14 protein-coding genes and 1 pseudogene are annotated in these 20,319 nt (G+C 32.1%); 6 read left to right on the top strand and 9 right to left on the bottom strand.

Features of this window, described 5'->3' with window-relative positions; all coding sequences use genetic code 11:
- Positions 1–75 precede the first annotated feature (75 nt).
- The 6 genes from ACVC5O_RS09555 (at position 76) to ACVC5O_RS09530 (ending at position 6,573) form a co-directional block, all read left to right on the top strand.
- Positions 76–507 carry a response regulator gene (locus ACVC5O_RS09555; protein WP_452221254.1) on the top strand — a complete coding sequence of 144 codons (432 nt, stop codon included), beginning with the start codon at positions 76–78 and terminating at the stop codon, positions 505–507.
- Positions 508–521: 14 nt separating this feature from the next.
- Positions 522–929 (top strand): response regulator, encoded by a 408-nt coding sequence (locus ACVC5O_RS09550; RefSeq protein WP_452221253.1) that lies wholly within the window; start codon positions 522–524, stop codon positions 927–929.
- Between the two features lie 22 nt (positions 930–951).
- Positions 952–3,675 carry a TonB-dependent receptor gene (locus tag ACVC5O_RS09545; protein WP_452221252.1) on the top strand — a complete coding sequence of 908 codons (2,724 nt, stop codon included), beginning with the start codon at positions 952–954 and terminating at the stop codon, positions 3,673–3,675.
- A complete protein-coding gene (locus ACVC5O_RS09540) occupies positions 3,672–5,501 on the top strand; it encodes a YfiR/HmsC family protein (protein ID WP_452221251.1) in 1,830 nt (609 codons plus the stop codon). The genes ACVC5O_RS09545 and ACVC5O_RS09540 overlap by 4 nt, the downstream gene beginning before the upstream one ends.
- The gene (locus ACVC5O_RS09535; RefSeq protein ID WP_452221250.1) at positions 5,501–6,172 is read left to right on the top strand and encodes an HAD family hydrolase; all 672 of its coding nucleotides are present in this window, start codon (positions 5,501–5,503) and stop codon (positions 6,170–6,172) included. Before ACVC5O_RS09540 ends, ACVC5O_RS09535 begins: the two co-directional genes overlap by 1 nt.
- Positions 6,173–6,249: 77 nt before the next feature.
- Positions 6,250–6,573, top strand: a complete 324-nt coding sequence (locus tag ACVC5O_RS09530; RefSeq protein WP_452221249.1) for a hypothetical protein — start codon at positions 6,250–6,252, stop codon at positions 6,571–6,573.
- 58 nt (positions 6,574–6,631) lie between these two features.
- On the opposite strand, the gene ACVC5O_RS09525 is transcribed toward ACVC5O_RS09530, so the two are convergent.
- The 9 genes and pseudogenes from ACVC5O_RS09525 to ACVC5O_RS09485 form a co-directional block, all read right to left on the bottom strand.
- Positions 6,632–8,476, bottom strand: coding sequence for a T9SS type A sorting domain-containing protein (locus ACVC5O_RS09525; RefSeq protein WP_452221248.1), 1,845 nt, complete (start codon positions 8,474–8,476; stop codon positions 6,632–6,634).
- A 297-nt stretch (positions 8,477–8,773) separates the two neighbouring features.
- Entirely contained in the window at positions 8,774–9,658 is an 885-nt protein-coding gene (locus tag ACVC5O_RS09520; protein ID WP_452221247.1) for a glycoside hydrolase family 17 protein, read from the bottom strand.
- A 4-nt stretch (positions 9,659–9,662) separates the two neighbouring features.
- A pseudogene (locus tag ACVC5O_RS09515) lies at positions 9,663–11,012 on the bottom strand (MFS transporter).
- An 88-nt stretch (positions 11,013–11,100) separates the two neighbouring features.
- Positions 11,101–12,603, bottom strand: a complete 1,503-nt coding sequence (locus ACVC5O_RS09510) for a glycoside hydrolase family 30 protein (RefSeq protein WP_452221246.1) — start codon at positions 12,601–12,603, stop codon at positions 11,101–11,103.
- The gene (locus ACVC5O_RS09505; protein ID WP_452221245.1) at positions 12,600–13,622 is read right to left on the bottom strand and encodes a glycoside hydrolase family 2 TIM barrel-domain containing protein; all 1,023 of its coding nucleotides are present in this window, start codon (positions 13,620–13,622) and stop codon (positions 12,600–12,602) included. Before ACVC5O_RS09505 ends, ACVC5O_RS09510 begins: the two co-directional genes overlap by 4 nt.
- Positions 13,623–13,627: 5 nt before the next feature.
- A complete protein-coding gene (locus ACVC5O_RS09500; RefSeq protein WP_452221244.1) occupies positions 13,628–14,923 on the bottom strand; it encodes a glycosyl hydrolase family 17 in 1,296 nt (431 codons plus the stop codon).
- 1 nt (position 14,924) lies between these two features.
- Positions 14,925–18,389 carry a hypothetical protein gene (locus ACVC5O_RS09495; protein WP_452221329.1) on the bottom strand — a complete coding sequence of 1,155 codons (3,465 nt, stop codon included), beginning with the start codon at positions 18,387–18,389 and terminating at the stop codon, positions 14,925–14,927.
- A 186-nt stretch (positions 18,390–18,575) separates the two neighbouring features.
- Positions 18,576–19,172 (bottom strand): glycoside hydrolase family 16 protein, encoded by a 597-nt coding sequence (locus ACVC5O_RS09490; RefSeq protein ID WP_452221243.1) that lies wholly within the window; start codon positions 19,170–19,172, stop codon positions 18,576–18,578.
- Positions 19,108–20,313 carry a PKD domain-containing protein gene (locus ACVC5O_RS09485; RefSeq protein WP_452221242.1) on the bottom strand — a complete coding sequence of 402 codons (1,206 nt, stop codon included), beginning with the start codon at positions 20,311–20,313 and terminating at the stop codon, positions 19,108–19,110. The genes ACVC5O_RS09490 and ACVC5O_RS09485 overlap by 65 nt, the downstream gene beginning before the upstream one ends.
- Positions 20,314–20,319: the final 6 nt, after the last annotated feature.

Below are 20,319 nucleotides of genomic sequence, written 5' to 3'. Positions count from 1 at the left end.
TTTGCGCTTTGTCTAATTTAACATTCACAGCTTTTCAAATTATTGAATAGGTTTTAATATTTATAATTTTGTCTCATGAAATCTAATTATTCCATTAACTGTACCCTCTTAATCGATGACGACAAAGTTATCAACTTTTACAATGAAAAAATTGTAAATAGGCATGAAGATTTTGGTCAGGTAGTTTCTGTAAATAGTGGCAAAAACGCTTTGGACTATTTAAAGGATGCTATGAATGGTCTAATTGTAAAGCCAGATTTAATTTTTTTAGATATAAATATGCCTGCCATGAATGGTTGGGAATTTATTGAAGAATTTAAAAAACTAGATCCCGATTTTACAAACTCAATTAAGGTTATATTTTTAACCACTTCTAATAATCCTGATGATTTTAGAAGATCTAAAACAATTGAGACGATTGCTGACTTTATTAATAAACCTCTGTCTTCTAATATTTTGGATAAAGTTAAACACAATCACTACACGCTAAAACATAGCAGTAGATAAGAAAATAAACAAAAATGGATTACAAGCTGAACAGTATCCTTTTGATAGATGACAGCAAAGCAACAAATTTTTTAAATAAAACCATTGCAAAGAAATTCCAGCCAGATTTAAATATTCTAGTTGCAGAAAATGGTGAAGACGCTTTACAACTATTAAATCAAGACCATATTCATCCAGAAATAATTTTTCTGGATATTAATATGCCTGTTCTTAATGGTTGGGAGTTTTTAGAAAAATTTAAAAAAACTAAAACATACTCTCCTTTAATTGTAATTATGCTTGGAGAACAATTAGAACCTAAACATTATACTTTTTTAAAAGAAAACTATAAAGTTTCAATGTTTGCTAAAAAAATTATTAAAAAAGAAGATTTCGAAAATTTTAAGGCATTTTATTTTAATACCAATAAACAATTAAACTAAAATTTTCCCCAAAAAATATAGCATGTTAAATAGTAAAATAAAGCGCACTCAAAAAAAACAATTATTATCCATAATTTTTTTAGTGTTTAGTAGTCTAGTTTTTTCGCAATCACGCGCTAAAATTATTGGAACAGTAACAGATCAATTTGGTAGTTTACCTGGTGCAAAAGTTAGTATAGAAGGCTCCAATATTAATACTACTACAGATGTAAATGGAAATTACAAATTAGAGTTAGAAGAAGGCGATTACGTTATTAGCGTTGGTTTTGTAATGTATAAAACGGCAGCAAAAGCAATTACTGTAAAAGTTGGTGAAGAAAAGAACTTAGATTTTATTTTAGAAACTGGTTTTTCTATAAACCAACCTATTTCTTTAGGATCTAGAGTACAACCTAGTTCTTTATTAAAAACTACTGCTCCAGTAGATATTATTTCTCCACAAGATATAACCAATGCTACACATATAGAATTAAGTCATATTTTACACTATTTAGTCCCTTCATTTCATTCTACAAACCAAACTATTGCAGATGGAACAGACCATATAGATCCTGCAACATTAAGAGGTTTAGGTCCAGACCAAATATTAGTTTTAATAAACGGAAAACGAAGACATAACAGTTCTCTATTAAATGTAAATGGAACTGTTGGTAGAGGCACTGTTGGTACAGATTTTAATGCCATACCAGTAGCCTCAATAGAACGTATTGAAATTTTAAGAGATGGCGCAACTTCTCAATATGGATCAGATGCTATTGCAGGAGTAATAAATATTATTTTAAAACAACAAACACAGTCTATAGATTTAAAAGCAAGAGCTTCTAAAAACACAGAAGGAGATGGTTTAACACGTTATTTTGCAGCAAATTTTGGGTTTAAAATTGGAACAAAAGGGTTTATAAATATTACAGGAGAGTATAGAGATAGGGATGCCACAAATAGAGCTGGTGATTATACTGGCTCTGTATATTCTAATGATCCAGAAGAAGATGCAATATTAATTGCTGAAAATGATTTTTTTAACCAAACTGGTTATACTAATAAACGTGTAATGGAAATTGGAAATGCAGCAACTCAAAATCTTGCGCTATCATTTAATGGCGAATTTAATATTTCGGATAATGCAACCCTATACTTATTTGGTGGGAAAAACTACAGAGAAGGGAAAGCTAAAGGATTTTATCGATTTCCAAAACAAATAGATCGTGTTGTACCAGAGTTATACCCAAATGGCTTTTCTCCAGAAATACTTACAGATATACAAGACGAAGCTATTGTATTTGGATTTAAAGGCAAAAAAAACGAATGGGATTTAGATTTTAGTCACTCTATTGGAATAAACACTTTAGATTATACTGTAAACAACTCCAACAACGCCTCTTTAGGTATTGCCTCTCCACGTACATTTTATTCAGGAGGATTTGGGTATAGACAAAACACATCTAACATAGATATTTCTAGAGCTTACAATTGGTTACATGGAGTTAATATTGCATTTGGAGCCGAATTACGTGTAGAAAATTATAAAATTATTGCTGGTGAAGAAGCCTCTTATATAAATGGCGATAATACATATGTAGATAGTAGTGGAGAAACACAAGAAAGCATACCAGGAGCACAAGTATTTCCTGGAATAGAACCAGAAAATGAATTAAGTAGATTTAGAACTAATAGTTCTGGATATTTAGATTTAGAAATTAATACTTCTGAAAAAATGTTGATAAAAGCGGCTGCTCGTTACGAAGCTTACAACGATTTTGGAGGACAATTTATCTGGAAACTTTCTGGTAGATATAGATTAAAAGAACAATTAAGTTTTAGAGCAGGATTATCCACAGGATTTAGAGCACCTTCTCTACACCAAGTTTATTTTCAGAATATAAGTACACAATTTATTAATGGGGAAATTGTACAAGTTGGTACATTTAATAACGAAAGTGCTGTTACAAATGAAGCCTTTAAAATTGGAGATTTAAAACCAGAACTGTCTAAACACTTAAGCGCAGGTTTTACAGGAAAGTTTAATGATGAATTAAGTTTTAGTTTTGATTATTACAATATTAACATTGAAGACAGAATTGTACTGTCTGGTAGGTTCGATGAAGGTTACGAAACTACTTTAGAGCCTTTTAACGTTGGTGCTGCTCAATTTTTTACTAATGCTATAGACTCTAAAACTACTGGATTTGATGCAGCAATACATTATAAAAAAGCTATTGCAAATGGAGCATTTAATGCCACATTAGGTGCTAACTTTACGAAAACAAAAGTAGAAGGCAAAATTAAAGTACCAGAGGCTTTAGTGGGACAAGAAGAAGTGCTTTTTAATCGCGAAGATATTGCAAGAGTAGAATCTGCACAACCAAAGAGTAAAATTAACGCCATACTCTCGTACGAGTTTAACAAATACCGAATTCAATTAGGTAATACCTATTTTGGTGAAGTAGAATTTATACACCCAAACGACGACAATCCAAATAATTGGGTTGTAAATAACTTTAATGGCATTGTTGAAACTAGAGATCAAACTTTTGCCTCTAAATTATTAACAGATTTAGCACTATCATACAAGTTAGGGAAGCTTACCGATTTAACTATTGGAGGAAATAATATTTTTAATGTCTATCCAGACAGACATAAACACTCTGCAAATACAGATAACGGAAACTTTATGTATAGCAGAAGAGTGCAACAATTTGGTGTTAATGGTTCTAATTACTACATTAGGCTATTATTAAAATTATGATAATAATAAAAAATAACTCCTACTTTTCTATTTTAAAAAGAAAAGCCTCTTACCTACTTCTTATATTATTTTTGTTAGTTTCAGCTATCGCTCAAGCTCAAAACACAGATAATGAGCAAGTAAAACGTCTGCAACGTGCTATTTACATATTTAATTTTGCTCAACAAGTGAGTTGGGACAATTTAGAAAATGTAGAACATTTTAAAATTGGAGTCCTCGGTAACGACAGAACAATTATAGATTTAAACGCGTTAGCTGCTAAAAGAAAAATATATAATAAACCTGTAGAAACAGTTTCTTTTAGCAGTGTAAAAGATATTAAAGACGTCCATGTTTTATATGTTAATAATCGTTTTAATTTCGACATAAATTATCTACTTAGTAAAATTGAAAACAAAAACATACTATTAATTACAGAAGATTATAAGTACAATGCTTCCATGATTAATATTGTAAATGTTAATGATTCTTTTGAATACGAAATAAACAAGAATTTAATAAAAAATGAAGGTTTACAGATTGCTCCAAGCCTAGAAACTAATGCAGTATCTTCTGCCGAAAAATGGAAACTATTATATAATGAAACCTCTAAAAACCTTAAAGAAGTTAAAACTAGTCAAACCAAACAACAAAAGCAATTAGAGCGTAAAGCAATAGAAATTAAAGCAAAAGAAACAATTATAAAAAACCAAAACACCACTTTAGATACCATAAAAAATCAAATAAACAATAAAGACAATTGGATTAAACAATTGCAAAAAAACAATGCGTTTAAAGACAAAAAAATTGAAGAAAAAATAGCTATCGAAAAACACTTAGAGCAACTTATAGAGTTGCAATTAGACTCCATTAAGTCGCAAAATCTTACTATAGCTAATAGCAAAAAAAACATCGATGCTCAAAACGAATTTTTGTCAAAACTGAATAATGAAATTGAAGCTAAACAGGATGTTTTAAGGGAAAACCAATCGCAGATCAATAAATTAAAATTCTTCAATTACTTACTTGGTGCCTTAGTAATTTTAACTGCAATCGCTGGTTTTTTAATCTATAGCAGTTATAGACAAAAGAAAAAATTAAATAATTTATTAAGAGAAAAGAACAAAGTAATTTATAGTCAAACCCAAAAGCTAACCTCTCAAAATAAAGAGTTGGAACAGTTTGCATATATAACAAGTCATGATTTAAAAGAACCCTTAAATACCATTTCTGGACTTATTGGTATGCTTCTAGAAGATTATGAAGACACCTTAGACGAGGATGGTAAAATGAGTTTAAATTTTATTAATGAGTCTAGTTTACGGATGAAGGAACTTATAGATTCTCTACTAGAGTATTCTAGATTAGGAAAATCTAAAGCCTATACAAAAGTTGACACATCAAATACTTTAAAACATGTAAAAACAGATTTAGCAGGCTTAATTAATGAGGCGCAAGCAAATATCCTAGTTGATGATTTACCTACTGTTACTGGTTCTGAACTGGAGTTGCGTTTATTATTTCAGAATTTAATAAGTAATAGCATTAAATTTGTAGCGCCAGGAACTACTCCAAAAATTGAAATCTCAAGTTCTAAAACTATTATAAACGAAATACCTTTTTGGCAATTTCAGGTTAAAGATAATGGTATTGGAATACCAGAATCACACCAAGATCGTATATTTGCCATTTTTCAGCGCCTACATTCCAGAGACGATTATGAAGGCACAGGAATAGGGTTAGCACATTGTAAAAAAATTGTAGAATCGCATGGAGGAACAATCTGGTTAAAGTCTAAAGTAAGCTTAGGTACAACGTTTTTCTTCACAATACCAATAGATGCATAATGGATTTAAAAGCAGTTTTATTTGATATGGATGGTGTAATTGTGGACACCGAACCACTACATCACAAGGCGTATTACATGATGTTTAATGATTTTAATATTGAAGTTTCAAACTCATTATACCAATCATTTACTGGACAATCCACAAAAAATATTTGCAAAAAACTAGTTTCGCATTTTAACTTAAACGACGAAGCTTTAGATTTAGAATTATGCAAAAGAAATCATTTTAATTCTCTTTTTGATAACGATCCAAGCCTAAAACTTATTGATGGTGTTTTAGACCTTATAAAAGACTATTATAATAATGGACTCACATTAGTTTTAGCTTCTTCTGCATCTATGGGAACTATAAACAAAGTGTTTACTCGCTTTAATTTAGATCAATTTTTTGTTAAAAAATTAAGTGGAGCAGATTTAAAAGCCTCTAAACCGCATCCAGAAATTTTTGAAAAAGCCGCTTTTTATTCAGGTTATAAAAAAACAGAATGTGTAGTTATTGAAGATTCTACTAATGGCATAAAAGCAGCTCATGATGCAGGAATTTACTGCATTGGCTATGATAGTATTAATTCTAAAAACCAAGATTACAGCTTAGCTAATTTAACAGTGTCTAGCTTTAAAACTATTGGTTTTAAAAAACTTAAAGAACACCTCTCAAATGTTAATTAACATATTTTCAACAGTTTAGCAACGTCTGCTATTTGAAACCAGCACGTATATAGAGTATAATTTAAAAAACAAACACAATGAAAACTCTATTAATTTTATTTAGCCTTGCTGGTATAATACTAGTATCAAACAATCAAGATAGTAAAACTCTACATGCTACTTTTAGTGGTGTTGAAGATGGCGTTTATTATTTTCAGGATGAAAACGACAGTAAGCATTTATTTCAGGAAGTGCATGAAGATGCTTTAAAGAAATATGATTTAAGTAGTGAAACCTTCAAAGGAAAAACATTTAAAATCACCTATACTGTAAAAACCGACCTTGGTGAAATAAATGAAGAAGATGAGCTTGGCGATGATATCGAAATTCATCATATTCTAGATTTGGAACTTTTAGAATAAAGAAAAAGAGGAGCTAAATTTTTAGCTCCTCTTTTTTATTAATTACTGTAAAGCAAATTTAATTTTTAATAAGCTTTATGCTTTTACTTCCGTTTGCAGAGTTAACTTTTGCAAAGTATAACCCAGAATTTAAAGAAGTTGCATCTATCGATACGTTATCTGTATTTGGAGATAAAGTAATTACTTGTTTTCCTAATACATCATAAACTTGCACAGTTTTAATTGTATTATTTCCTTTAATTGTCCAGTTATTATTAGTTGGATTTGGGTATGCTACAAATTCATTTTGAGAAAACTCATCAGTACTTAAAGCATTTCCTTTATAGAAATAAAAATTATCGATATATACTAAAGAAGGTGCAGAAGGATCAATTAATATTTGAGTAATTTTATCTAAAGTTACCGCTTGCGAACTTCTAGATGCAAAACCTGACATATCTATCTCAACACTTTGCCAAGACCCTGTAACTGTAGCACCTAAAGATTCTATATCTTCTTCAACAGGATTTAAAGTAGTATTTACTAATTTAATAGAAATTTCGTTAGTATCTGGAGTCCAATAATCGATATGCATGGTTTCCATTTGTGATAAATCTACACCATTTGCATAATTTGTAACCATACCTAAAAATTCACATCCTGTTAATTCCCAAGTGTCGTCTCCTGCAATTGGCACCACTGCAAATTGTCCTAATTGAGACCAAGTTGTTGGTAATTCAGATAAAGCAACATTAGTATAAGCTCCACTAAAAATAGACACTACATCACTTGCATTTCTGGCAGGTGGTGTTGGCGCAGCAACTGTAGGTGCTGTTGGTGGCGCAGCATAAAAATAAATATTATCTACAAAAGCAGTTCCTCCTCCTTTTACTAAAATAAGTTGCGCTAAGTTATCTGTATTAATACCTGTAAAGTTAGTTAAAGGAATATCGTATGCATTCCACTGTCCAGCTGTAGGAGCAGTAAACGTTAATTCGAATTCTGTATCGTCTCCTCCTTGAAAAGCTTCATCTGCTCCAAAATCGACTAATTTTACTTTAAAATCATTAGTATCTGGACTCCAAACATCTATATGTAAAGTAGTCATTGCAGTCGCATCTATTAAATTAGCTCCTGTAAATTCTATACCTGTAAAATCTAAGTTTACATACTTTTTAACATCGTTACCTGCAATAACTTCATCTGTTAACGTTGATCCACCAAATTGATTAAATCCATTTACAGTAACATCTGTATAGGCATTACTATAAATTGATATTACATCTGCAGCCAAAGCTGTAGGAGCTTCAGGAGCATCTGTTGGTTCTGTTGCAGCTGCAATTGCATTTGCGGTAAACGTAATATTATCTATATAATTAGTGTTTACTTGACTACGCTCTTGCCAATCCGGAAAAATAACAATTCTATTTACATTTACATTTTCTGGGTTTGTAATAAAAGGGGTTAAGTCGTAGATTAACATTTCCCAAGTATTTACTGCAGTATTAGATTGTGCTAATTGAAAAAGCGTACCGTTTGTTGCATTAACAAATTGTACTCGTGTTTCACTAATTTCAGACTTGTAAACCATTATCGTAAGTGTAGTTGTACTTGCATCTAACTCCCAAGTTCCAAAAACACCTGGTTGTTGACTTTGTAATCCTGCATAAATTTGCGAAGCACCTCCATTACTAACGTGTACATTAGTGTCCATTTGCAATACTGTTGCACTTGTATTAATTCCTGAAGTGTTTGGATTAGCAACTATGGCATCTGCATTATCTCCATCTGCATTTTCAAAAGTACTCCATTCGTTTGGGTCACTGCCATCTGTTCCTGGCTCAAAAGTGATGTTGTAAGTTGTTTGTTGTGCAAAACCAAAGGTTATTGCTAACAGAACAAATAAAAGTGTAATTTTTTTCATAATAATTTAGTTATAGTTATTTAATTCGCAGAAATACCTGCATTTAATTGTGTTATTCTCAAATTTATGACCAATTTATTAACATCTTCCAAAAAGCACCACTACAATAAATATACAATAGAAAAAAAAATAATTTTTTTTAAAGAGCTTCTGAAAACACTATAATTATTAGTAATTCACAGCGATAAGTAAAAATGCATAAAGAAGATTTTTAATATTTATATTTAAGAATATTTACAAATGTTGTAGTAATGTTGTGGTAGTGTTGTGTTTTATAAATAGTTGATTAATAGCTTTTTAATATTTAAGCACTTCATTTTTATCCCAAATTCCCCAAAATGCACCTACATCTCCTTCGGTTCCTACTTTCCAAGATTCGTCAAAGGAAGAGAAATAAAACATCTCAATCCCTTCTTCTTTAGACCATTTTTGAGCATTAATAAAGTATTTTAAAGCATTTTTTTCCGATGGAAATGCACCTTCTAAATTTGTACCTTTATTTGGCCAACCTGTTTCAGATATAATTACTCTCTTTCCATTCGCTGCTTTTATTGCTTGCTGGTACATATCTTTCATGTATAATAATGAATAGTCTTGGTCGCAACCTTCCCAAAATGGATAACAATTTGCTAAAATAATATCACAAGCTTCTGTTATTGCTGGTCGATCTGAGAATTCATAGTAGGCGTCAACATAGCCTACTGGTATAGTTTTGGTGTTGTGTTTTACTTTGTTTATAAATTGTATCAATTCTTCTTCTGTTAAATCGCCTCTGTACATTACCTCATTACCTACTGCTGCAATATCTACAAAGTTGTTATTAGCCAAGTTTATTAAGCTTATTATCTCTTTTTGGTTTACCTCATCATCGTCTCCCAACCAAGCGCCAACCATAGTTTTCATACCATATTCTTTTGCGATTTTTGGAATAAGTTCATTTCCTTCGGTTGTGGAAAATGACCGAACCCAATTTGTGTATGGCTTTATAATTTCTATGCGTTTTCGTATTTGCGCCTCAGATAAGATTACACCTGGCTGTTGACCTTCTAAATAAGGACTAAAACATAAACCATGAATACCGTTATGCAATCGCTCTTTAAAAGTTTCTTTTAAACTCTCTATAGTTGAATCGTCATAGTCAACACTAGCTAATGCTAAAAATTTTTCTTTTCTTAACGACATAGTTTTATAGTTTTGATTTCTTTTGATCTAATTCTGCGCGTATTTCTTTAGCACGTTCTTCAGTAATATCATAATCACTCATAACGTATATGGCTATTAAAGTTCCCAGAATTGGCAATCCAGAGAAAAATAATCTTAATCCAGTTAGTGCTTCTTCTGTTTGAGTAGCTGCACCAGATTCGAAACCAATGATTGAGAAAATAAGTCCTGTTAATCCACCTGCAATTCCAAAACCAAATTTTACCATCCACCAATAAATAGCTCCAAACACACCTTCTCGTCGTTTACCAGTATGTAATTCGTCTAAATCTATTACATCTGCTGTCATGCTCATCATTAAGGTAAATAAACCTCCTATACCAAAGGAAAAAAATGGAAGCGCAAATAAAAACATATAAGGTTTGCCTGGTATAAATAAAAACCAAAGCATAATATAACCTACAATTGAAATTGATTGTGACACTACAAATGCCTTCTTTTTTCCTAATATTTTCGACATTTTAGTCACTGCTGGTATTACTAAAAACGAAGTCACTAATGCGCCTACACTGCCAAAAAGAGTTGGCCACCACCAAGCGCCATCTGGACCTGTTACACCATCAAACAAATAATATACTATAATGAAATAAGTGAATGCTGCTACAGTATTAAATGCATTAAAAACCAAAAACGTTGCAACACACAACTTTCTAAATGCTTTCATTTTAAACGCTTCTCTAAAATTAACGACAAAAATAATACGCAACTTTATTAATATACTTGAGAAGGTTATACTCTCATAATCTTCATTTAAGGTGGATTTTCCTTTAATAAATATAGCTGGTATCATTGCTAAAATCATACAAACTATAGCTACCCAAATGGCTAATTCTCGTACTGCAACTTCACTGGAAGAAAACCAATCTTTATCATCCATTAATACCCAAAACCATGGTGCAATAACCCAAGCCCATTGGCCAATAAATTGAGCGACTCCCATTATATTTGTACGTTCGTGGAAATCTTCGCTCATTTCGTAGCCCATTGCTACGTAAGGCACACTAAAAATAGTTAAGCCTAAATAAAAGACTAAAGACCAAAAAAGGAAATAATAAAAATTATAATCGAGACTATTATCTTTAAATAATTGCCACATAATAATAAAAGATATTCCCATTATTATAGCACCTAAAAACACATATTGCCTGCGTCTTCCTCATTTAGATTTTGTGTTATCTGAAATAAAACCCATTATTGGATCTGTAATAGCATCAAAAAGTCTTGGTATTAAAGAAACAACGCCCCACATCCAACCAGGAAACCCTAAACTTTGTACAAGAACTACAATAAAAATACTTATGATTGCAGGAAACATTTGATTGGCAAGCATTCCAAATCCAAAGGCTATTTTTTGTCCCATTGGAACTGGATTTGCTATTGTATGTTTTGCGTTTGCCATAAGTTTAGTTTTCTAAAACAACGGTTTGTATTGCTTGCGGATTAATAGCGATATTTTTAGTTTTCTCACCTAAAACAAGTGATATATTTTTAGCCTCTAAACCTTCATTAAAAACCACAACAGCAATAGAGCCATCTGGATTTTTAGCTGCTGTAACCATTAATGATTTGTCAGAGTTTTTTACCTCAAACACTTTAGCTTTTGGTCTTATAAACCTACTAAAATGAGCTAAAGTGTAATAAATAGGTGTGAAATAAACTTCGTCATTATCTGGATCTACAATAACTGGAGCCACACACCAGTTTTTAAACCAGTTTGGTCCTCCTTGCTTATCTAAAACCATATTCCAATCTACCCAACCATCTACTCTATTATTGAGACAGCCTATAATATCTCTTGCGTAACGGTTTACTGGTGCATATTTTGGGTGCAAGTATTTTTTTTCTGGTTCTCTCCAATCAAATCCCCAATCTGTTGCTTCTTTTTTCCAATACCACGCATCGTCTTGCCATTTTGGTATTTCTGAATCTACACACCCTTCGGTTTCTATTAAATATTTGTTTGGTGCTTTTTTATGAGCATATTGTAATGCTTCTGAAAAATAATCATAAGTACTTTCGTACCAGTGGATTGCTGTTCCTGCAAAATATTTAGATGATGCTTCATCTTTAAACATAACATCTACCCATTCTTTTAAGCCTGCTCTATTTTGGTCGTATCCTAATATGTTAACTTTGCCTTTTCCATCTGCTTCCAATTTTGGTCCTAGATGATTTTTAACAAAATCGGTTTCTTCCTCTGGCGAAAAATGCATGCTTTCCCAATTGTTTCCATTTCCATGAGGTTCGTTAACTGGTGTTATTCCCCATATATCAATACCTTCAGCTTTATAAGCGTCTAAATATTTTGAAAAGAATAGCGCAAACGTGTCATAGTATTCAGGTAATAATTTTCCGCCAACGTAGGCTTTGTTGTCTTTCATCCAAGGTGGAGCTGTCCAAGGTGATGCAATAATCTCAAAACCATCTTTAGAAATAGACATGGCATCCTTAATCATTGGAATAAGATCGTCTCTATCTTCATCAATCGTAAAATGCTCTAATTGCAAATCGCCTTCAACTGAAGCATAAGTGTAATTATTTAAAGAGAAATCGCAAGAACTAATATGAGTTCTGGTTAATGAATAGCGCGCACCTTCTTCTCCAAAATAGGCTTCGAGGATTTTATTTCTATTTGGTGTGCTTAATTTATTGAGTAAATAAGCAGACGATTCTGTAAATGAACCACCAAAGCCTGTTATGGTTTGCAACTCTTTAGTTGGGAAGAGTTGTATTTTAATTATATCGTTTTCGTTAATCTCTAAAAAAGTAGTTATTGGTGTGAGTTTATTGCCAGAAGCAGACGTTTCGAAAACATCTACTTTCAATTCTTTTTTATTCGATTCGCAGCTCATAAATAAAACTATTGTTAATAATACTAAGACGATATGTTGTTTTAGTAGCTTCATTGTTTCTTGTTTTTTTGTACTGAATTGTATTTTTGTTTAATGACATTAAATGTCTGTTTCTTCTTTCTGTCTATATCTACAATGCCCCAATATTCTTCATTTGGTGCACCATCATAAGGAACTCCTGTGCTGTTTGGTGCTATTCCGCCTTCATCTTGCATATTGGGATTCCCTGCTTTCCACCAACCATCTAAAAATGAAAACAATGTTACTCCAGAACATATATTTTGATTAGCAAACACTTGGTCTAAAATGTTTTGGTTTGCATCTGCTTGTGCTTTTTGGTTTTCTCCTTGCTCATAACCTTGTTTTGTAATTTTCATAAAACTATCTGCACCAGCTTCAGATAAATACATTGGTTTATTGCTCACCTTTTCCCATGCTTTAAAAACAGTTTCTGGTTGGTCCCATCTGTACACATTTAAACCCCAAACATCTATATTATTTGTCATAGATAATGCTAAAGCATCTGGCAAATCACCATGTGCAGTTGTTGTAGGATGATTGGGATCCTGTTTATGTGCTAAAGCTGCAGCAGCATTCATTGCTTTATACCAGTTTTTAATGTCTCCATTAAACCATTCTGGGTGGTAATTATATTCGTTGCCAAATTCCCACATAAGTATGGCTTTGTGGGTTTTATAGGTGTTTATGTAGTTTATAAATGTTCCTGATTGGATATCGTTTTTTCCGCCTTGATTGTAACCAAAACCAATAATCACTTTTATTCCTGCCTCATCAATTTGATTTAAAACGGAAACATTATCTATAGGCTCATACACTCTAATGGTATTAATGCCTGCTTCTTTCATTAATGCTAAATCTTGCGTTAGATTCTGGAAACTGCGATGGTTTTCGCTTCCTTTTGGTACAGGATGGTAGCATATACCTTTAATTAAATATGCGTTGTTATTTACAAGTATTTCTCTATCTACAACAGAAACTACCTGAGACGCTTCTTGTGCTTTGCAAGACACTAAAAGCGATAAAAAGAGTATAATTATAAATTTATTTAGCATAATTTTTAATGATGAATTTCTTCTGGTTTTAATAATTGTGGAATGCGTACCTCGTTTAAAAGGTCGTTTTTACTTCCATTATATGTTTTAGTGATTTTGTTTCCGTTTCTAGTTAAGCCATTAAAAACACCTTTGTCCACTAAGTACCAAAGTGCATATTTTGCTTGTCCGTTTAAAGTGAATAGTCCAAAATTATTTTCGGAACCATGTTGATTTTGTGGATCTTTCCAATGCTCATCAAAGGCTTCGAAATAAAAACAAGACAGACCAGCTTGGTTAGTCCACTCTCTCATGTGTTTATAATATAGGCCTTGCTTAAACTCATCGGTTGCTTTGGAACCTTCATTTCCATATAAATCATTGGTATAACTTGCCCAACCAGTTTCGCCAATATGTATAGGTTTTTTTATGTTTAGACTTGCCACATACTTTTTAACCGAAGCATATTGGCTTATTGCATAGTCTTTTGCTCTTAGCATGGCTGCCTCATTTTTTTCCTCGTTGGACCATTGAGTTTCATTATCTTTAATTCCCCAAAACACAGGATTATAGTGCGTATCGTGCATTGGGTAAGTGTGCATAGAAATATAATCGACTGCTTTAACTAAGGCTTCTAAATCTTGATTGTGATAAGCAGCATCTCCTCCGCCCCAAGACGCAAAATTGTCTGAACTTGTTATCCAAACCTGTTTTGGAAGTTTTGATTCTGTTTTTAACTTTTGCAAATGGTTTACCCATTTTAAAATTACACTAGGTTGCACAAAATAACTGCTTGCCCAATGCACCATAGCTTCATTTCCTACAGCTATAATTTTTACAATATCTGGGTATTTATTTGCTAAATCGACTGCTTTATTAATCTCACTGGTATTGTTTTCAATATCTTCCTCGTTGTGATTAGGATGTTCTGTCCATGCGTTTTCGCAATCTATCCAAGCTCCAAGCATTACATACATTTCGAAGTTTGCATCTTCCCTTTTAAGTTCTCTAATAGCTTTTAAAACATTAGGTGCTTGTTCTAATTGTAAATTATAAGTTCTAAGTAGTTTTACTCCCATTGCATTAAGAATTTTCATATCATTCTTAATTTGTACTATCGTTGGCTGTATGACTCTACTTTTGGCGCGATAACCACCATAAGAAATGGCCAAATACTTAGGGTTTCCTAAAATTTCTTTTGCAGTTATGTTTGTTTGTGTTTCCAAATTTGTGATCTTAGTTTCTTTTTTGGTAGCAGTATTACATGAAATAATTAAAACTATTCCTGATAAAAAAATTAATGCTTTTACAACTTTAATCATTTTACAAAGCTCTATTTATCAATACTTTAATATGTTTTATTTCTCCTGTACGTTCAAATACTTTTTTACTAGTTGATTTATCTAAATTTAATCCGTCAAACGCAATAGAGGTATTGTTGTTGAATTCAACTTTTATGCTATTTGTATTAGCTAATTGATAACTAATTGGCACTTGACAATAGGTAAAGCAAATCGAAAATTTTTCTAGTTGAATTGTTCCTGGTTCATTATTAACTTTTGTGTAATTAAACGTTTGTGGTGTATTTAAAAACTCTTCATTTCTTAACAAGCTAGGATTAAACTGAAGCGTTCCGTTTTTAACAAACACGCCTAACTCACCAAACCTACATAATACATCTTCTTTAACCTGACCTGTCATACCAGGTTGTTGTGCGCCTTTACCTGCTGGTGTATGTGAATAAGGATCTGTTGGGAATGCACCATATAATTTAGGTGATTTATGTACTCCTATGCCTTCGTTTATTTCGTAATAATGATCTAATAAACCTCCAATTGTTTCTGCATCTTCATTAGTATTTATTGCCTTTATACAGGTTTCTTGTACAGCTAATAATAGTTTAGAAACCATGTGCCAGTAAATAGAGCCTAAGCCTTCATAACCAAAAAATGTTCCTGAACGACCAGTAAACGCCTTATGATTAAACATTTGCTCATAGGTATTAAGCAGTAGTGCCTTGTCTTTTTGCACTAAATCCTGATACTGTTCTGGTAAGTCTTGCAGTGCTTGATTTAAATTGTTTGCGTTATTAAAGTTTCCGTTAAAATGAAAATTTCCTAAAACATCTTTATTTACAATTGCTTTATTATCTTCTTTTAAAAGTTGTTGAAGTAACTGAGAGGATTCAACAGCCGCTTTAGGGACATCATTTTTAGTAGTAAAGCGTGGTAATTCTTTATTTGGATATAAAATGTAACTGTATTGATCTGGTCTAAACATTGCACTAGATTTTAGTGCGTTTAGAATTGAAAGTGAGTCTTTACAAGAAAGATATTGTGAACTTAAAACAGCCACTTGACCTTCTAACATTTCTGATAAATACGAGATTGAAATTTCTTCGTTATTCACCACAGTCATTAGGTTGTAGGAGTGATAAAGCTTATCTTGTCTTTGATTAGCTTTAATTGAATGTTCTAAATAAACTTTTGAAATTTTTAAAAATGCTAACAAATCTGCTCTTGAAAGCGTGCCTTTATTACTAGAAAATCCATTAGTATAAATAGCTGTTCTGTAATCGCTTCCTGCTTGGCCTAAGTTGTCTGTAATTGTTTTTCTGCTTTTATCAGAAATCTTACTATCCAATAGTGAAGCGTGTGCATTAAAAGTTTCCACAACCTTTTTAAATAAAGCGTAAACTTCTATTGAAACGCTATACTCTTTTTCTGAAGTATTTTTAATAACCCCTTCAAAAAAGTTTAAAAAACGTCTTAAATAATACAATGTTACCATTGATACTCCATTACCAACAAGTGCGTTATTAGCATCATTCCATTCTGGTCTTTGTGTATTTAACCAAATACCAGCTTCTGGAATAAAATTAGATAGTTTGGCTAAAACTGTAACTAATAGTTTTTCGATTAAATTTACTTTATAGATAAAGAAATTCTCGTCTCTTAATAATGCGCCATCAACGCCTAATTCTTTTCGTTTTTGATTGATTTTTGCATCTAAAGCTTCGTCAAACTCAATGGTATCTTTTGGATTTTTTAAAATGGCCTTGTAACTCTTTATTTTATATGGCACATTTGCGTACACAAACACCTCTTGATTAAAATAGTTTGCAAGTTTATTTGGGTAATGGTCTTCTATAAATTCTAAAAATTTAAGTAAATAAATAATTTGGTGATCGCCCCAATATCCTATGTAAGACCAAGGATCGTCAGGCTCAATGGTTTCCCAATCAAAACCTCCTTTAGTTACTCTATATGGATTATAACCATCGAAAGTTGATGCATTTAAAAATTTATGGATCATACTTTCAATAAACTCAGGATAAGAATGTGCTAAGGCTTCCCAATTCTGGAATATATCGCGCCAGTTTCCTTCGTAATCTAATATTTTAGAGCCATCGACTTCGCTCCTAGTGTTTATAGAAAACTTATTCCAAGGTCTGCTTGGATCGCCATGTCTTCGGCTAAATTTTAATGGTAAATACTCAAAACAAAGACGTTTAAAGTTTTTGTCTTCGTCATTTATTGCTAAATCTTTTATGTATTTTAAATCGAAACTTCTAGGTAAATTAGCTAATAATTCTGCCTTTTTCTTACTTACTTTTTTGTTAGCATTGGCAATGTATTTTACAAAATCGGTTTTTTCGATGTTGTAATTATTGTCAAAAACACCACCTCTCATAATATTGAACAGTGTATTTGCAAAATGCCTAGTATTTCTTAACTTATTATTACTTAATTGAATAGCGTCTGATGCTCCTGCTAATTGTAATAAATGTGTAGTACCAGCTTCAATATCGTTTTGAATTTTAGTTGCTAAATTGTTGTCGTTTTTTATTTTTTCTGAAATCGCGCAAATGTCGCTCCTATTTTGATTTACATTAGCAATAAACATCCAATTATGTTCTTGGTTTGCTTTTAAAGTAAAGTTAGCATTAACAAAATAGGCGCCTTTTTCTGCTTTTATATCTGTTTCTTGATGTATTTCTTCTCCTCTCCTAAAGGCATTTAGTTGTAAAGAAGACACTAAATATTTAGGATTTTTAATTCCTAAAGACCACACTGTATTAGCTTTGAGAGCTTCGCTAGGTTCTGCTTTATCTACAATAATTGCACTTAAAGCAAAAATACCCAAACCAGTATCTATTTCTAATTCATTCTTTTTATAAGCATCTACCAAATTACTAGATGCGTTTTGTAAATCTGATCCTACTCCATAAGGCAAAATATTTTGTAAACCGTCTAAAAGACTAACTGTAACATTAGATAAGTTAGTATTTACTAAAGTGGATTTTTTTACAAATCCAAATTGATTACTAGAGTTCCATTGGTATCGAAATGTTAGATTTAAGTCTTCGTTTATTTCTTCGAACACCACTTTATTTCCATATCTATTTTTATAAAGATTTCTTTTAATTGAATAAATTCCTTCATACTTATCTGAGAAAGGTTCCCATAAAAACGTTTTATCCTCTTTATTGACTAGAAGTATTGTTTTACTTCCTGTAATTTCAGAAGATTCTGTAATTTTATCGTCTGTATAATAAGGAAATAATGCATTTTCAGCATCTTTTCTACCAGCAGACAACGCTCCATTACTAGAAATAAACATCCAATGGTTAGAATTACTAACAAGGCTCATAAAAAAAGGCCTCATAGAGTTGCTATTTGAGATTTTATAATAGTGTTCACCTTCAAAAGTAACGAGCTCTCCTTTAACTTCTGGAGTGTTAAAAGCAGCTTTTTTATTGCCAATAAATATGGAGGATGTATTCATTTTAGCATGATGTTCTTTAGTGGTTTCTAAAGTTGTATGATCTGTTGTGTTCTGTAAGTCGTTATTCAATAACATAAATGGTGTAACTGTATTTTTAATAGTATTTAATTATTTTTAATTAAAAGGTCGAGTAAGTTGCTCGACCTTTTAATTTCAAAAAAAACTACTAATCTCTTTTTTTTAACTTTATTGGTAAACTCTTATATAGTCTATCTCTAGAGTAGATTCTGTAAATCCAGCATCTATTGCTCCACCAAAATTTCCTCCCATTGCGACATTAGCAATTAAGAAAAAATCGCTATTAAACGCTGTGTTAGCATTATTAGCAAAAGTGTGTACTGTATTTCCGTTGGCTTTAAAAGTTATAGTCGTTGGAGTCCATTCCATTTCGTAGAGTATAAATTCTGTTGAAACATTTGGTACTTGAATAGAGTTCCCATCGGCATTACCACCAAAATTCCCTGGATAGTGTAATGTTCCATATATTTCGTCTTGATTATTACCTACGTGTTCAACAATATCTATCTCTCCACATGCAGGCCAAGTATTAGTTGCATAATCTTCACCTAACATCCATATTGCAGGCCAAGTTCCTCCACCTGTTGGAAGTTTAGCACTTATCTCTACACGTCCATAAGTAAATTCGAATAAATTTTCAGATTTTAATCGTGCAGATGTATAATCGCTACCTTCGTAAGCTTCCGCTTTAGCAGTAATTTTAAGTTTTCCATCTTCTACTATAACATTTTTCTGCTCTGTCTGTATAATATTGTGCTTCTCCATTTCCCCAACCATTATTTCCAGTTCCTATTTCATAAGACCAATTTTCTCCACATGGTGCTCCATCTGTATCAAATTCGTCTGACCACACAAGAATATCATTATTACCTAAGCCAGTTTCTCCTGTTTCACCAGAACAATCTCCAGCTAATCCATTTGGATTTGTAGTAGTAAACATTTGATACCAAGCTAAAACAGGATTCACATTATCATAAAATCTTACATAAAGAAAATCCTCTTCAATGGTTAAGATTTCATAAGAAGATACTCCTGTATAATAACCCATAAAGGCATCATTAGTAAAATTCATTACTGTACCTCTTGGTTCTGGAAAATCTGGATCTTGTATTTGAGACCAATCGGTTTCACTTGGAGCAAAAGACACGTCACTAACACCTGAAGTGTCAAAGGCGAAACAAGTATCTTCAAACTGACCAAACTCTTGTCCAACTACTGCTCCATGCGCCCAATTAAAAAATGTTTGACCATTATTGTTTTGGATATAAGACAATTCGTTATCTGCACTTAAGGTAAAAGACACTGTGAATTCACAAAAACAGTCCGAAGCGTCTTCTCCACATTTACCGAATGCGTTTGTAGAATTGTATTGAGGGAACCAATGTCCATTTAAACCACCATCGTCTGCAAGATCTTGCTCTAAAGTTGGTCCAACACCTAAATGTCCATTTTGATCTAATTTAGGGTACCATATTTTACTAGAACCTAATCCACCAGATAGTAATTCTTTAGCTTCTTGATCGTCGAAAGCACTAAATACAGTAACACTAACTGCAGTAGATGTTGTTAAACCTCCTGTACCAGATGCAATTGCAGTTACTGTATAAGAATTAACACCAGATTGAGTAAAACGATGTGTTACCTCTCCAGAAGGAGCAACTTCAACAGCTGAATTATCTCCAAAATTAAACCTATAAGTAATTGCATTATCTGCTGAAGCTGTAAAGGTTACAAAACCAGAACCATCTCCATTTGGATTCATATCGTCCACACCTTGAATTTCAAAATCAAGCATTAGATTTGAAGGAATTGTGATGTCTCCAAAATCTTTATCTTCTTCTTGACAAGCAAGCATAAAGGCTACAATGCTTAAAAGTGTAACACTAATTTTTAATATTTTTTTCATATAGTC

The organism is Lacinutrix salivirga (assembly GCF_053604675.1).
Note: the sequence above shows the minus strand (reverse complement) of the source record. Positions and strands in the feature narration are given on the sequence as shown.